The organism is Microbacterium sp. MMO-56 (assembly GCF_037146215.1).
Classification (GTDB): domain Bacteria; phylum Actinomycetota; class Actinomycetes; order Actinomycetales; family Microbacteriaceae; genus Microbacterium.
Window position 1 is genome coordinate 98,011 of sequence record NZ_JBBCVW010000001.1, and the last position, 14,317, is coordinate 112,327.

Sequence of the window (14,317 nt, forward strand, 5' to 3'; positions counted from 1 at the left end):
CGACGGGGGAGACCCGGCATCCTTTTCTCTTCACACGTTCGCGTCCCGGGGCGTCCACACGGCGACTCCGGCGCGACAAGAATTCGGGAGACAACGTGTCTGTCAAGATCGGAATCAACGGCTTCGGCCGTATCGGACGTAACTTCCTCCGCGCGGCTCTGGAGCAGGGCGCGGACCTCGACATCGTGGCGGTGAACGACCTCACCGACAACAAGACCCTCGCCCACCTCCTCAAGTACGACTCTGTCGGCGGACGCCTCGACGCCGAGGTCTCGTACGACGCAGACTCGATCACCGTCAACGGCAAGGCCATCAAGGTCTTCGAAGAGCGCGATCCCGCGAACCTCCCCTGGGGCGACCTGGGCGTCGACATCGTCATCGAGTCGACCGGTCGCTTCACCAAGGCCGTCGACGCCAAGAAGCACATCGACGGCGGCGCCAAGAAGGTCATCATCTCGGCCCCCGGCACGGACGTCGACGGCACGTTCGTCATGGGTGTCAACGACGGCGACTACGACTCGGCGACGATGAACGTGATCTCCAACGCCTCGTGCACGACGAACTGCCTCGCGCCCCTGGCCAAGGTCTTCAACGACGCCTTCGGCATCGAGCGCGGCTTCATGATGACCGCTCACGCCTACACGGCCGACCAGAACCTCCAGGACGGCCCGCACAGCGACCTGCACCGTGCCCGCGCCGCCGCGCTGAACATCGTTCCGGCCTCGACCGGTGCCGCCAAGGCGATCGGCCTCGTGCTCCCCGAGCTCAACGGCAAGCTGTCCGGCTCGTCGTACCGCGTTCCGATCCCCACGGGCTCGATCGTCGACCTCACGATCATCACCCCGACCGAGGGCCTGACCGTCGACACGATCAACGCCGCCTACGAGAAGGCTGCGGCCGAGGGCGAGCTCGTCGGCTTCCTGAAGTACAACACCGACCCGATCGTGTCCACCGACATCGTCCACGACCCGCACTCGTCGATCTTCGACGCCGGTCAGACCAACGTCTCGGGCAACCTGGTCAAGGTGTCGGCGTGGTACGACAACGAGTGGGGCTACTCGAACCGTCTCGTCGACCTCGCCGAGCTCGTCGCCGAGAAGCTCTGAGCTGATCCACGATGGCTCTGCGCACCCTCGATTCGCTGGGTTCGCTGGCCGGTAAGCGCGTCATCGTCCGTGTTGACTTCAACGTCCCTCTGAAAGAGGGCGTCATCACGGACGATGGCCGTATCCGGGCGGCTCTTCCCACGATCAACCACCTGATCAACCAGGGCGCCCGCGTCGTCGCGTGCTCGCACCTGGGTCGCCCCGACGGCGCCCCCGATGCGAAGTACAGCCTCGAGCCGGTCGCCCAGCGACTGTCCGAACTCCTCGGCAAGCCGGTCGCGTTCGCCCGTGACACCGTCGGATCCTCCGCCGAAGAGGCGGTCGCCGCCCTCGGTGACGGCGATGTCGCGGTGATCGAGAACCTGCGGTTCAACCCGGGTGAGACGGCGAAGGACGCCGGCGAACGCCGCGTCTTCGCCGAGCAGCTCGCCGCCCTCGGCGATGCCCTGGTCTCCGACGGCTTCGGCGTCGTGCACCGCAAGCAGGCGTCCGTGTACGAGCTCGCCGAGCTCCTGCCCTCCGCGGCCGGCTTCCTCATCGAGAAGGAGGTCGACGTCCTCGACCGCCTCACCGAGAATCCGGAGCGTCCCTACGCGGTCGTCCTCGGCGGGTCGAAGGTCAGCGACAAGCTGGGCGTCATCGAGCACCTGCTGCCGCGGGCGGACAAGATCCTCGTGGGCGGCGGCATGCTCTTCACCTTCCTCGCGGCCCGGGGCCTCGCGGTCGGCAAGAGCCTGCTCGAGGCCGACCAGATCGACACCGTGAAGGGGTACATCGCCGACGCCGCCGAACGGGGCGTCGAGCTCATCCTGCCGGTCGACGCGGTCATGGCTTCCGGCTTCGCCGCCGACGCCGAGCACGTCGTCGCTGCGGCGGACGCCCTGGAGGACACCCCCTTCGGCGCCGACGGCATGGGCCTGGACATCGGCCCCGAGACGGCGAAGATCTTCGCCGACGCGATCCGCGGGTCGAAGACGGTGTTCTGGAACGGCCCGATGGGCGTGTTCGAGATGGCGGCGTTCGCCGCCGGCACGAAGGCCGTCGCGCAGGCACTCACCGAGGTCGAGGGCCTGTCGGTCGTCGGCGGCGGCGACTCGGCGGCAGCCGTGCGTCAGCTCGGCTTCGCCGACGACCAGTTCGGGCACATCTCCACCGGCGGTGGGGCGAGCCTGGAGTTCCTGGAGGGCAAGAAGCTCCCGGGTCTGGAGATCCTCGGATGGGAGAGCTGATGGCGCGCACACCGCTCATCGCCGGCAACTGGAAGATGAATCTCGACCACCTGCAGGCGGTCGCCTTCGTGCAGAAGCTGCACTGGACGCTGAAGGATGCCGGTCACGACGACGGATCCGTCGAGGTCGCCGTCTTCCCGCCGTTCACCGACCTTCGCACGGTGCAGACCCTGATCGACGCCGACAAGATCCCGTTCGCCCTCGGCGCGCAGGACCTGTCGACGAAGGACTCGGGTGCGTACACGGGCGAGGTCTCGGGCGTCTTCCTGAGCAAGCTCGGCTGCCGGTACGTGATCATCGGGCACTCCGAGCGCCGCGACTACCACCACGAGACGGACGCGATCGTCGCGGAGAAGGTCCAGGCGGCCCTTCGCAACGGGCTCGTGCCGGTGATCTGCGTGGGGGAGACCCTCGAGCAGCGTGAGCAGTCCGGTCCCACGGCCGTGTCCGTCGCACAGCTGACGGCGGCGCTCCAGGGCGTGCCGGCGGATGCCGACGTCGTCGTGGCGTACGAGCCGGTCTGGGCCATCGGGACGGGCCAGGTCGCCTCTCCCGAGCAGGCTCAGGAGGTCTGCGCGGCACTGCGCGCCGTCGTCGCCGACACCCTCGGGGACGACGCGGCCGCGCGCACGCGCATCCTCTACGGCGGTTCGGTCAAGTCCGGCAACATCGCGAGCTTCATGCGCGAGCCCGACGTCGACGGCGCCCTCGTGGGCGGCGCGAGCCTGGTCGCCGACGAGTTCGCGGCGATCATCCGCTACCAGAAGCACGTCGGCGTCTGACGCCTCCGGCCGCGGGCCGCGTCCCTGGGGGACGCGGCCCGCGGACCGGTATACTCGACCTTTGTGCGCCCGTCGACGGCGCCGCGAAAGGCTTCATCCACTGTGGACATCCTCGAGTTCGTCATGCAGGTGGTGCTGGGCATCACCAGCCTCCTGCTGACCCTGCTGATCCTCCTGCACAAGGGCCGCGGCGGCGGCCTGTCCGACATGTTCGGCGGCGGCATGAGTTCTGCGATGGGCTCGTCGGGTCTCGCGGAGCGCAACCTGAACAGGTTCACGGTCGTGCTCGCGCTCGTGTGGTTCGTCTCGATCGTGGCCCTCGGCCTGATCACGAAATTCCAGGGGATCTGATGGCAACCGGAGGAAACGCGATCCGGGGTACGCGCGTCGGCGCGGGCCCGATGGGCGAGCAGGACCACGGACACCACGCCGACCGGCTCGCCGTGTCGTACTGGGACGCCCTCGGCAACGAGACCGTCCGCTACTTCGCGGCCGGCATCGCCGAGGAGGAGATCCCCGAGGTCATCGACTCCCCGCACTCGGGTCTTCCGGCCGGGCGCGACAAGGACAATCCGCCCGCGGTGGCCAAGACCGAGCCGTACAAGACACACCTCGCCTACGTGAAGGAGCGTCGCACCGAGGAAGAGGCGGACGCCCTCCTCGACGACGCGCTCCAGCAGCTGCGCGAGCGCCGCGGCCAGGCCTGACCCGCGCCGGCCCGCGTCGGTCACCGGCGCGGAGGAGCGATCCGCTCCGGCTCAGAACTCCTGGTCGATGAGCTCCACGGGGACGTTGGTCGCCGCGTCCTCGTCGATGAAGAACATCGTGCGTCGCCGCCCCTTGGCCCCCGCGGCGGGGACGGTCTCGTAGCTCGCGCCCGCGAGGGCGAGGCCGAGAGCGGATGCCTTGTCCGTGCCCGACACGACCAGCCACACGCAGCGCGCGGAGTTGATGACCGGACGCGTCAGGGTGATGCGGTCCGCCGGCGGCTTGGGGGCATCGTGGACGGCGACCACCGGCCGATCCGTGACCTGGATCTCGCCCCGGTCCGGGAAGAGCGACGCGATGTGTCCGTCGGGCCCCACACCCAGGAAGCACAGGTAGAACGGCGGCCACGGCTGCTCGTCGTCGCCGAAGGAGGCGAGCTCCGCCGTGTACGCCGACACGACCTCCGCCATGTCGCCGGCGTCGTCGCTCGTGGCCATCGCGTGCACGTTCTGCGCGGGGATGTCGATGTGGTCGATGAACGCGCGGCGCGCCGCGAGATCGTTGCGCTCGTCGTCGTCCGCGGGGACGAAGCGCTCGTCGCCCCACCACAGGTGCACCTTCGACCAGTCGACCTCGGAGCGCCGCGGGTGCGCGCCGGCGGCGCGCAGCACCTCGGTGCCGATCGATCCCCCGGTGAGAGCCAGGTGCGAGGTCTTCCCGCCCGCCGAACGACGGATCAGGCGCACCATCAGCCGTTCCGCGACATCGTGCGCGAGTGCGGCCGCGTCGGAGCTGATCACCACCCGCTTCTCGGTCCACAACTGCGCCATCGGAACTCCTAGGACGGGGAAGAGGTGGGGGGCCCGAGCAGCTCCCAGCCTTCCGTGATCACTCGACCATACAGGACGTCCGGGTCGAGTCTGCGGAGCTCCTCGGCCAGGCATTCCCGCAGGGTCCGGCGCGGCAGGACGATGTCGTGCGACGGCTGTCCCGGCTGCGTCAGAGTGGCGTCGATGTCGTTGCTGCGCTCGAGGACGATGTCCCCGCTCGCCCGGCTGAGACGCACGCTCTGGATGCCGTGGGACCAGTCCTCGGGCACCGAATAGCGCCAGACGACCGGCACGTCGAGCTGGAGGCGCAGCCACGCGGCGAGCAGACCGGTCGAGGGCGAACTGCCCGCGCCGACCACCTCGACGGCGGTGACCTCCTCGTACGGGGGCTGGTCGAGCACCGCGGCCAGCTGCTCGCGCCAATGCGTGAGCCGCGTCCAGGCGAGGTCGGTGTCGCCGGGGGCGTAGGAGTCGCCGAGCTGCGACAGGCGGTCCTTCGTGAACGGCTTCGTCGAGGCATCCGTGATGCGGCGCTGAGCCATGCGGCCCACCTCCGACGTGGAGGGCTCGGCGGGCGGATAGTCGGGCCACCACGCGACCACCGGCGCGTCGGGGAGGAGCAGGCCCGTCACGAGACTCTCCTGGTTCGTGGCCGCGCCGCCGTGGGCACGCAGCACCACGACCTCGCTGGCTCCCGCATCGCCGCCCACGCGGATCTGGGCGTCCAGACGTGCGTCGCCCTCCGGGTGGCTGATGAGCACGATGACGCGCATCGGGTGCTCGCGCGAGGCGTCGTTCGCCGCCTCGATGGCCTCTTCGTGCAGACCGTGGGTCGTCACGATGATGAGGGTGAGCACGCGGCCGAGCGCGACCGCTCCGCCCTCTTCGCGCACGCTCACGAGGGAGCGGGCGATCTTCGACACCGTCGTGTCGGGCAGGTCGACGATCACGGGCGCCTCCAGACGCGGCCGTCACGGGCCAGGAGCTCATCGGCGGACGGGGGACCCCAGGAACCGGGGGAGTACTGCTCGAGCGGACCGCCCTCGGCGGCCCAGAACTCCTCGACCGGGTCGAGGATCTTCCAGGACAGCTCGACCTCCTGATGCCGGGGGAACAGCGGCGGGTCGCCGAGCAGCACGTCGAGGATCAGACGCTCGTACGCCTCGGGGCTCGACTCGGTGAACGCGTGGCCGTAGCCGAAGTCCATCGTCACGTCGCGGACCTCGTTCGCGGCGCCCGGCACCTTCGAGCCGAACCGGATCGTGACGCCCTCGTCGGGCTGGACACGGATGACGAGCGCGTTCTGGCCCATCTCGAGGGTCTGGTTGCGCTGGAACAGGTGCTGCGGCGCGCGCTTGAAGACGACGGCGATCTCCGTCACCCGGCGACCCAGGCGCTTGCCCGTCCGCAGGTAGAACGGCACGCCGGCCCAGCGCCTCGTCGCGATCTCGAGCTTCACGGCCGCGTAGGTCTCGGTCGTGGACGCGGGGTTCATCCCCTCCTCGTCGAGGAAGGCGGTGACCTCTTCGCCGCCCTGCCAGCCGCCGCCGTACTGGCCGCGTGCGGTCGCCGTGGCGAGGTCCGCGGGCACGCGCACCGCCGCGAGGACCTTCTCCTTCTCGGCGCGCAGGTCGGTGGCATCCATCGAGATGGGCTCCTCCATCGCGGTGAGCGCCAGGAGCTGCAGGAGGTGGTTCTGGATGACGTCGCGCGCGGCGCCGATCCCGTCGTAGTAGCCCGCGCGACCGCCGACTCCGATGTCCTCGGCCATCGTGATCTGCACGTGGTCGACGTAGTTCGCGTTCCAGATGGGCTCGAACAGTTCGTTGGCGAAGCGGAGCGCCAGGATGTTCTGGACGGTCTCCTTGCCGAGATAGTGGTCGATCCGGAAGATCGAGTCGGCGGGGAAGGCGACCTCCAGGGCGGCGTTGAGCTCGCGCGCGGTCTGCAGGTCCGATCCGAACGGCTTCTCGATGACGACGCGACGCCAGGCGTCCGGGTTGGTCGACTTGTCGTCGACGAGGCCCGACTGCTTCAGCTGCCTCGCGACGATAGGGAAGTCCTTCGGCGGGATCGACAGGTAGAACGCGTGGTTGCCCATCGTGCCGCGCTCCGCGTCCAGCTCGTCGACCGTCTCGCGCAGCCGGCGGAACGCGTCGTCGTCGCCGAACTCTCCGGAGACGAAGCGGATGCCCTGCAGGAGCTGCTTCCACGTCTCCTCGCGGAACGGGGTGCGCGCGTACTGGCGGACGGCGTCGTGGACGACGTTCGCGAAGTCCTGGTCGGCCCAGTCCCGTCGCGCGAAGCCGACGAGCGCGAAGCCCGGGGGCAGCAGGCCGCGGTTGGCCAGGTCGTACACGGCGGGCATGAGCTTCTTGCGTGACAGGTCTCCGGTCACGCCGAAGATGACCAGCGCGCTCGGGCCGGCGATCCGGCTCAGACGGCGGTCATCGGGGTCGCGCAGGGGATTGTGCCCGCGCGAGATCTCGATAGGCATCGGGGGAGTGCTCCTACTGTGCCGCGTCGAAGAGCGCGAGCACGTCGGTCTGCGGGTCGGTCAGGGTGAGGGTCACGACGGGGCGGCCGTGCGCGACCAGGACGGCGGCGTCTCCGGCCGCCTGGGCGGCGATCAGCGCGCCGAACGTGAACGGGCGCCCCGGGATCTCCAGGTCGACGTCGTCCGACCCGAGGATCTGGAGGAACACCCCCTCTGCGGGGCCGCCCTTGTGGTACTGGCCCGTCGAGTGGAGGAACCGCGGTCCCCATCCAAAGGTCGTGGGGCGGCCGCTGTCGGCGGCGACGAGTTCACGCAGTCCGGCCAGCTGCGGGACGGCGAGACGGTCGACGTAGGCCTGGATGGCGACGTACCCGGTCGGGCCCAGTCGCGCCCACAGGGCATCCAGCACGCCGGCGAGGTCTCCCGAGGCGGCCAGGGCGGGGTCGGAGACCCGGACCTCCACATCGCCCTCGACGAACGCGGGCGGCGGGACGGCGGGACGCGCGTCGAGGAGCCCGCGAGCGGACTCCTTCGCCGATTCCACATCGGGCTGGTCGAACGGATCGATCCCGAGGAGACGGCCGGCGATCGCCGTCGCATACTCCCAGACGACGAACTGCGCGCCGAGCGAGCCGCTGACGAGCACCTGGTCGGGGTACTGCTCGATCAGCTGGAAGTGCACGGCGTCGTCGACCAACCGCACGATCTGCAGGTCGGCGGGGGTCTCGTCCACCTCCGGCGAGACCGGCAGCAGGACCACGGGCAGGATGCCGGTGCCGTTCTTGCCCGTCGACTCGGCGACGAGCTGCTCGATCCAGTCGGGGAGTCCGACGATGTGGGTGCCGTCCGTGACGAGGCCGATCTTGTCGCGCCGGGCCGATCCGGGCTCGGAGCCCGCGATCGCGGCGGCGAGCACGAGGGCCGGGTTGCGGGGGTCGTCGATCGCGACCTCCAGCAGCGTGGCCTCCGCCTCGTCGAGCAGTTCGGAGATGTCGACGCCGGCGAGTCCGGCGGGGACGAGACCGAATGCGGTGAGGGCTGAGTAGCGTCCGCCGACCTCGGGGTCCGCCGTGAAGACGCGGTAGCCCGCCGCACGAGCGGACTCCTCCAGCGGCGACCCCGGGTCGGTGACGACGACGATGTGCTCCGCGGGGTCGATCCCCAGGTCGCGCCACGCGGCCTCGAACGCCCGCCGTGCCGAGTCGGTCTCGACGGTCGAACCGGACTTGGACGACACGACCAGGACGGTCTGCGCGAGCCCGCCCTGCTCGGCGTCACCGTCGATCGCGGCGAGCACCTGGCCCGGCGCGGTCGAGTCCAGGACCACGAGCGGGACTCCCGCCGTGGCGGCGATGACCTCGGGGGCGAGCGACGAGCCGCCCATGCCCGCGAGCACCACCCGCGTGATGCCGCGTGCCACCAGGGCGGCGCGCAGATCCAGGATCTCGGGCACGAGCGGGCGCGAGACGCTGACCGCGTTCACCCAGCCGAGCCGGTGCGCCGCCTCGGCGGCGGCGTCGGGACCCCACAGGTCGGCGTCGCCGGCGGTGATGCCGCTGGCGACGAGATCGTCGACGAGGCCCGGAAGGGTGTACTCGACGACGTTCTTGACGTGGCCCGAGACGTGGATCTCGAAGCTCACCGGGCGGTCTCCGGAGCCTCCGCGAGCGCGGCGGCGACGGTCTTCTGCAGGTCGTGCCAGGACGCGATGAACTTCGCGACGCCTTCGTCCTCGAGCAGCTGGGTGACGTCGGTGATGTCGATGCCGAGCTCGGCGAGCTGCGCGAAGACGAGACGCGCGTCCTCGTAGCCGTCGGTGATGGTGTCGCCGGTGACGACGCCGTGGTCGAAGGTCGCCTCGAGGGTCTTCTCCGGCATGGTGTTGACCGTGCCGGCGGCGACGAGCTCGGTGACGTAGAGCGTGTCGGGGAGCGCCGGGTCCTTGACGCCGGTGGAGGCCCACAGCGGGCGCTGCACGTTGCCGCCGGCGGCGATGAGCTCCTGTGCGCGCTGCTCGGCGAAGCGCTTCTCGAAGAGCTCGTAGGCGAGGCGCGCGTTCGCGACGCCGGCCTTGGACTTCAGGGCCTCGGCATCCTCGCTCTCGAACGCCGAGAGCCGCTTGTCGACCTCGGTGTCCACGCGCGAGACGAAGAACGACGCCACGGAGTGGATCCCGGCGAGGTCGTGGCCGTTCGCCTTCGCCTGCTCGAGGCCGGCGAGGTACGCATCGATGACCTCGCTGTAGCGCTCGAGGGAGAAGATGAGCGTGACGTTGACGGAGATGCCCTCGGCGAGGGTCGCGGTGATCGCGGGCAGACCCGCCTTGGTCGCGGGGATCTTGATCAGCGCGTTGTCGCGGCCGACCTTCTCCCAGAGCTTCTTCGCCTCGGCGCTGGTGCCGTCGGTGTCGTGCGCGAGGTCGGGGGAGACTTCGATCGACACGCGACCGTCGAGGCCGCCGGTGGCGTCGTAGACGGGGCGGAAGATGTCCGCGGCATCCCGCACGTCGGTCGTCGTGAGCTCGAAGATCGCCGTGTCGACATCGGCGCCGGAGGCGGCGAGGGCGGCGAGCGGGGCGTCGTACGAGTCGTCGTTCTGGTTGCCGATGGCGGCCTGGAAGATCGACGGGTTCGTCGTCACGCCCGTGACGTTGCGCGTCTCGATCAGCTCGGCGAGGTTGCCGGAGTCGATGCGCGAGCGGGACAGGTCGTCGAGCCAGATGCTGACGCCGGCCTCGGACAGCTGCTGCGTGGGGGTGCTCATGCGTTCTCCTTGACAGTTGCGCGGGCCGCCTCGACGACCGCGTCGGCGGTGACGCCGAACTTCTCGAACAGGGTCTTGTAGTCGGCGGATGCGCCGAAGTGGTCGATGCCGACGCTGCGGCCACGGTCGCCGACGATGCCGCGCCACAGCGGCGTCGACCCGGCCTCGACCGACACGCGCGCCGTGATCGCGGCGGGGAGCACCGACTCGCGGTACTCCTCGTCCTGCTCGGCGAACCACTCCAGCGAGGGGGCCGAGACGACGCGGGCCTGGATGCCCTCGGCGGCCAGGGTCTCGCGCGCCTGCACGGCGAGCTGGACCTCGGAGCCGGTCGCGACGAGGATGACGTCGGGGGTGCCCTCCGCATCGACGAGGACGTACGCGCCCTTCGCGACGCCGTCGGTGGTCGCGAAGCCCTGCTCGCCGCGGGGGAACGTCGGGACGTTCTGGCGGGTGAGGGCGATGCCGACCGGCGATCCCGAGGTCCGGCGCACGATCTCGAGCCAGGCGGCGGAGGTCTCGTTCGCGTCGGCGGGGCGCACCACGGTGAAGTTCGGGATCAGGCGCAGCGTGGACAGCTGCTCGATCGGCTGGTGGGTGGGTCCGTCCTCGCCGAGGGCGACGGAGTCGTGCGTCCAGACGAACACCGACGGGATGTCCATCAGGGCGGCCAGACGCACCGGCGGGCGCATGTAGTCGCTGAAGATCAGGAACGTGCCGCCGAAGGGGCGCGTCGGGCCGTGCAGCTTGATGCCGTTGACGATGGCGCCCATCGCGTGCTCGCGGATGCCGAAGTGCAGCACGCGGCCGTAGGGGTCGCCCGACCACTCGTGGGTCGACCACTCGGCCGGGATGAAGCTCTTGGCATCCTTGATCGTGGTCAGGTTCGACTCGGCGAGGTCGGCCGAACCGCCCCACAGCTCGAGGAGCTGGGCGGCGAGGGCGTTGATGACCTGGCCGGACGCGGCGCGGGTGGAGACGTCCTTGCCCGCCGTGAACGACGGGGCGGAGAGGTCCGCGGGCAGCTCGCCGGCCTCGAGGCGATCGAGGAGGGCCTTGCGCTCGGGGTTCGCCGAGGCCCACGCGTCGAAGTCCTTCTGCCAGGCCGCGCGGGCCTCGGCGGCGCGGTCCTTCAGGGCGCGGGTGTGGGCGATGACGTCGTCGGCGACGACGAAGGACTTCTCGGGATCGAAGCCGAGGACCTTCTTGGTGGCGGCGAGCTCGTCGGCGCCGAGGGCCGATCCGTGGATCTTGCCGGTGTTCTGCTTGCCGGGGCTCGGCCATCCGATGATCGTCTTCAGGATGATGAGGGACGGCTTGGCGGTCTCGCCCTTCGCCGCCTCGATCGCCGCGTACAGCTCAGCGGCGTCCTCGACGTACTCGCCGGTCTTCTTCCAGTCGACGACCTGCACCTGCCAGCCGTAGGCCTCGTAGCGCTTCGCGACGTCCTCGGTGAAGGCGACGTTCGTGTCGTCCTCGATCGAGATCTGGTTCGAGTCGTAGATCGCGATCAGGTTGCCGAGCTCCTGGTGACCCGCCAGGCTCGACGCCTCGGAGGTGACGCCCTCCTGCAGGTCGCCGTCGCCCGCGACGACGTACACGTAGTGGTCGAACGGGCTCTCGCCCGCGGGTGCCTCGGGGTCGAACAGGCCCCGCTCGTAGCGCGCCGCGTACGCGAAGCCCACCGCCGAGGCGAGCCCCTGGCCCAGGGGTCCGGTCGTGATCTCGACACCCTTGGTGTGTCCGTACTCGGGGTGGCCCGGGGTCAGCGACCCCCACGTGCGCAGCGCCTCGAGGTCCGACAGCTCCAGGCCGAACCCGCCGAGGTAGAGCTGCACGTACTGCGTGAGCGAGGAGTGACCCGCCGAGAGGATGAAGCGGTCGCGGCCGAGCCAGTGCGTGTCAGACGGGTCGTGGCGCAGCACGCGCTGGTAGAGCAGGTACGCGGCGGGTGCCAGACTCATCGCCGTGCCGGGGTGGCCGTTGCCCACCTTCTCCACGGCGTCCGCCGCCAGCACGCGCGCGGTGTCCACCGCGCGGCGATCGATCTCGTCCCAAACCAGTTCCGACACGTGGTGCCCTTTCATACGGAGAGGTGTTGCGACCGAGATCCAGGCCGGGGCGCGACGACGGGTCGGGCTCACCGGCGTTCGGGCCGCCTGCCCTGCCAGCTTAGCGAAGTGGCATGCCCTGCAGGCCATGTGAGACGCGGATCGACACAATTTGTGGTCAACAACTGCAAATCGACCGGGAGTGCCCGAAGCGGCGGTGACTCCGGCGCGCCGAGGTGCCGGATGCCGTGGCCTACACTGGGGGAGGCCGAAAGAGGGGATCCGCGGAATGGTGCAGTCGAGCGTCTCCGGAGCTGTCGACGCCGGGCGTCGCCCCCTCGGTCGCACCATCCGGGCGTACGTCGCGCTGACGAAGCCTCGCGTGCTCGAGCTCCTCCTCGTCACGACCGTTCCCGTCATGATCCTCGCGCAGGGCGGCGTCCCGAACCTGTGGCTCGTGCTCGCGACCGTCGTCGGAGGGGCGATGAGCGCCGGCTCGGCCGCCACGTTCAACATGTACCTCGACCGCGACATCGATGCGCACATGCATCGCACGGAGAACCGCCCGATCGTGACGGGGGAGGTGTCGCCGCGCGCGGCTCTCATCTTCGCGTGGACGCTCGCGGTGGCATCCACGGTCTGGCTGTTCGTGACCACGAACTGGCTCGCGGCCGCGCTCAGCGTCGCCGCCATCTTCTTCTACGTCGTCGTCTACACGATGCTCCTCAAGCGCCGCACCGAGCAGAACATCGTGTGGGGCGGCATCGCGGGCTGCTTCCCGGTGCTCATCGGCTGGTCCGCGGTGACCGGATCCCTCACCTGGACGCCGTTCATCCTGTTCCTCCTCGTCTTCCTCTGGACCCCGCCGCACTACTGGCCGCTCTCGATGAAGTACAAGGGCGACTACCAGGAGGCCGACGTCCCGATGCTCGGCGCGACCCGCGACGGCCTGCAGGTGGGGCTGCAGGTCATCCTCTACGCCTGGGCGACGGTGGCCTCGTCGCTGCTGCTCATCCCGGTCGCCCACATGGGGCTCGTGTACACCGTGTCGGCCGTCGTCTTCGGCGGATGGTTCATCGTGGAGTCCCACGTGCTGTACAACCGTGCGGTGCGCGGCGAGCAGATCCGCCCGATGCGCGTGTTCCACGCCTCGATCACCTATCTGACGCTCCTGTTCGTCGCGATCGCGGTCGACCCCCTGCTTCCCTTCTGAATCCGCGCCCGCCTCGGGTGGGTGGCTGCGGCGGCGCGCCGGGCGCGCATCTGCGGGGATCTGCACATCTGCGGAGACCTGAGGCCGGAGGATCCGCAGGAGTGTGATTCTCCGTGGCTGCGTACGCGGGCTGCGGGCCCGCGTCGAGCACTCCCCAGGCGCGGGCTTCGCCGACTTGTCCACGGTCGAGGTCCACGACGCCACGGGTGTGCGGGTGGGCGGCGAGGATGGCGACATGCCACGCCACAGGGAGGTGCCCCGCTCGACCTCCGACGTCGTGCGAGGGGTGAGCGCGCTCGGCGGTGTCGCGCGCACCCCGTCGCTCATCGAGGCGGGATTCTCGCGATCACGGATCGCCGCGGCGGTCGACCGGGGTGAGCTTCGGCGCGTGCGGCGCGGGTGGGTCGCGGTGCCGACCGCGGATCCCGAACTCGTCGCGGCCGCGCGCCACGGCGTCGTGTTGAGCTGCATCACCCAGGCGCGGCGCGACGGCCTGTGGGTGCTGCGTGAAGACCGCCGCCACGTCGCGGCCGAACCCCATCGAGGCGGGGTCGCACCGACCGCGGCGACGGTGCACTGGTCGAGACCGCTCGTGCCGCGGCCTCCGGGCGCTCTGGTCGATCCGATCGAGAACGTCCTGGCCGCGGTGGCCTCGTGTCAGCCTTTCGAGGACGCTGTCGTCGTCTGGGAGTCCGCGCTGCGGCAGGGGAGGGCCGACCGAGCGGCGCTCGAGCGCCTGCCGCTCGGGCCGGCGGCGCGTTCTGTGCTCGTCGCGGCGCAGGACTACTCCGACTCCGGGCTGGAGACGCTGTTCCGAGTGCGCCTGCGCTGGTTGCGTGTGCGCATCCTGACCCAGATCTGGATCGACGGTCACCGCGTGGATGTCCTCATCGGCGAGCGGCTCGTGGTGCAGCTCGACGGCGGCCATCACGTCGACGCACAGCGTTCGGAGGACCTGCGGCACGATGCGCGGTTGATGCTGCTCGGCTACCACGTCCTGCGGTTCACGTATGCGCAGGTCGTCTCGGACTGGCCTCAGGTGCAGGACGCGATCATGCGCGCGGTGGCTCAGGGGCTCCATCGTGCGCCCTGACCCCCGCACGCAGAAGCGGAGACCTGCACTCCTGCGGTCGGATGC

The 14,317-nt window shown here is 70.1% G+C and carries 13 protein-coding genes; 7 read left to right on the top strand and 6 right to left on the bottom strand.

All coding sequences use genetic code 11. From position 1 onward, the window contains the following. Positions 1-95 precede the first annotated feature (95 nt). The 5 genes from gap to WFI00_RS00460 all read left to right on the top strand — a co-directional run bounded on the left by gap (position 96) and on the right by WFI00_RS00460 (position 3,824). Positions 96-1,106: a type I glyceraldehyde-3-phosphate dehydrogenase gene (gene gap, locus WFI00_RS00440; RefSeq protein ID WP_336633044.1), complete on the top strand. Its 1,011-nt coding sequence runs from the start codon at positions 96-98 to the stop codon at positions 1,104-1,106. A gap of 11 nt (positions 1,107-1,117) precedes the next feature. Next, on the top strand, positions 1,118-2,335 hold the full coding sequence (locus WFI00_RS00445; RefSeq protein WP_336633043.1) for a phosphoglycerate kinase: 1,218 nt from the start codon (positions 1,118-1,120) through the stop codon (positions 2,333-2,335). Beyond that, complete coding sequence (gene tpiA / locus WFI00_RS00450; RefSeq protein ID WP_336633042.1) at positions 2,335-3,117, top strand: triose-phosphate isomerase; 783 nt, start codon at positions 2,335-2,337, stop codon at positions 3,115-3,117. Before WFI00_RS00445 ends, tpiA begins: the two co-directional genes overlap by 1 nt. Before the next feature lie 102 nt (positions 3,118-3,219). Continuing rightward, the gene (secG, locus tag WFI00_RS00455; RefSeq protein ID WP_196383956.1) at positions 3,220-3,468 is read left to right on the top strand and encodes a preprotein translocase subunit SecG; all 249 of its coding nucleotides are present in this window, start codon (positions 3,220-3,222) and stop codon (positions 3,466-3,468) included. Further along, on the top strand, positions 3,468-3,824 hold the full coding sequence (locus WFI00_RS00460) for an RNA polymerase-binding protein RbpA (RefSeq protein ID WP_336631399.1): 357 nt from the start codon (positions 3,468-3,470) through the stop codon (positions 3,822-3,824). The genes secG and WFI00_RS00460 overlap by 1 nt, the downstream gene beginning before the upstream one ends. Positions 3,825-3,875: 51 nt before the next feature. Here WFI00_RS00460 and pgl read toward each other — a convergent pair whose 3' ends face one another. Genes pgl through tkt form a run of 6 tightly spaced genes read right to left on the bottom strand, consistent with a single transcriptional unit; the run spans position 3,876 to position 11,987 of the window. Further along, entirely contained in the window at positions 3,876-4,655 is a 780-nt protein-coding gene (gene pgl, locus WFI00_RS00465) for a 6-phosphogluconolactonase (protein WP_336631398.1), read from the bottom strand. An 8-nt stretch (positions 4,656-4,663) separates the two neighbouring features. Beyond that, positions 4,664-5,605 carry a glucose-6-phosphate dehydrogenase assembly protein OpcA gene (locus tag WFI00_RS00470; RefSeq protein WP_336631397.1) on the bottom strand — a complete coding sequence of 314 codons (942 nt, stop codon included), beginning with the start codon at positions 5,603-5,605 and terminating at the stop codon, positions 4,664-4,666. After that, the gene (gene zwf, locus WFI00_RS00475) at positions 5,602-7,152 is read right to left on the bottom strand and encodes a glucose-6-phosphate dehydrogenase (RefSeq protein ID WP_336631396.1); all 1,551 of its coding nucleotides are present in this window, start codon (positions 7,150-7,152) and stop codon (positions 5,602-5,604) included. The genes WFI00_RS00470 and zwf overlap by 4 nt, the downstream gene beginning before the upstream one ends. A gap of 13 nt (positions 7,153-7,165) precedes the next feature. After that, entirely contained in the window at positions 7,166-8,794 is a 1,629-nt protein-coding gene (locus tag WFI00_RS00480) for a glucose-6-phosphate isomerase (protein WP_336631395.1), read from the bottom strand. Next, positions 8,791-9,915 carry a transaldolase gene (tal, locus tag WFI00_RS00485; protein ID WP_336631394.1) on the bottom strand — a complete coding sequence of 375 codons (1,125 nt, stop codon included), beginning with the start codon at positions 9,913-9,915 and terminating at the stop codon, positions 8,791-8,793. Before tal ends, WFI00_RS00480 begins: the two co-directional genes overlap by 4 nt. Beyond that, positions 9,912-11,987 (bottom strand): transketolase, encoded by a 2,076-nt coding sequence (gene tkt / locus WFI00_RS00490; RefSeq protein WP_336631393.1) that lies wholly within the window; start codon positions 11,985-11,987, stop codon positions 9,912-9,914. Before tkt ends, tal begins: the two co-directional genes overlap by 4 nt. 268 nt (positions 11,988-12,255) lie before the next feature. On the opposite strand from tkt, the gene WFI00_RS00495 reads away from it, so the two are divergent. Then, on the top strand, positions 12,256-13,179 hold the full coding sequence (locus tag WFI00_RS00495) for a heme o synthase (protein ID WP_336631392.1): 924 nt from the start codon (positions 12,256-12,258) through the stop codon (positions 13,177-13,179). Positions 13,180-13,414: 235 nt separating this feature from the next. Next, positions 13,415-14,272, top strand: a complete 858-nt coding sequence (locus WFI00_RS00500) for a type IV toxin-antitoxin system AbiEi family antitoxin domain-containing protein (RefSeq protein WP_336631391.1) — start codon at positions 13,415-13,417, stop codon at positions 14,270-14,272. Positions 14,273-14,317: the final 45 nt, after the last annotated feature.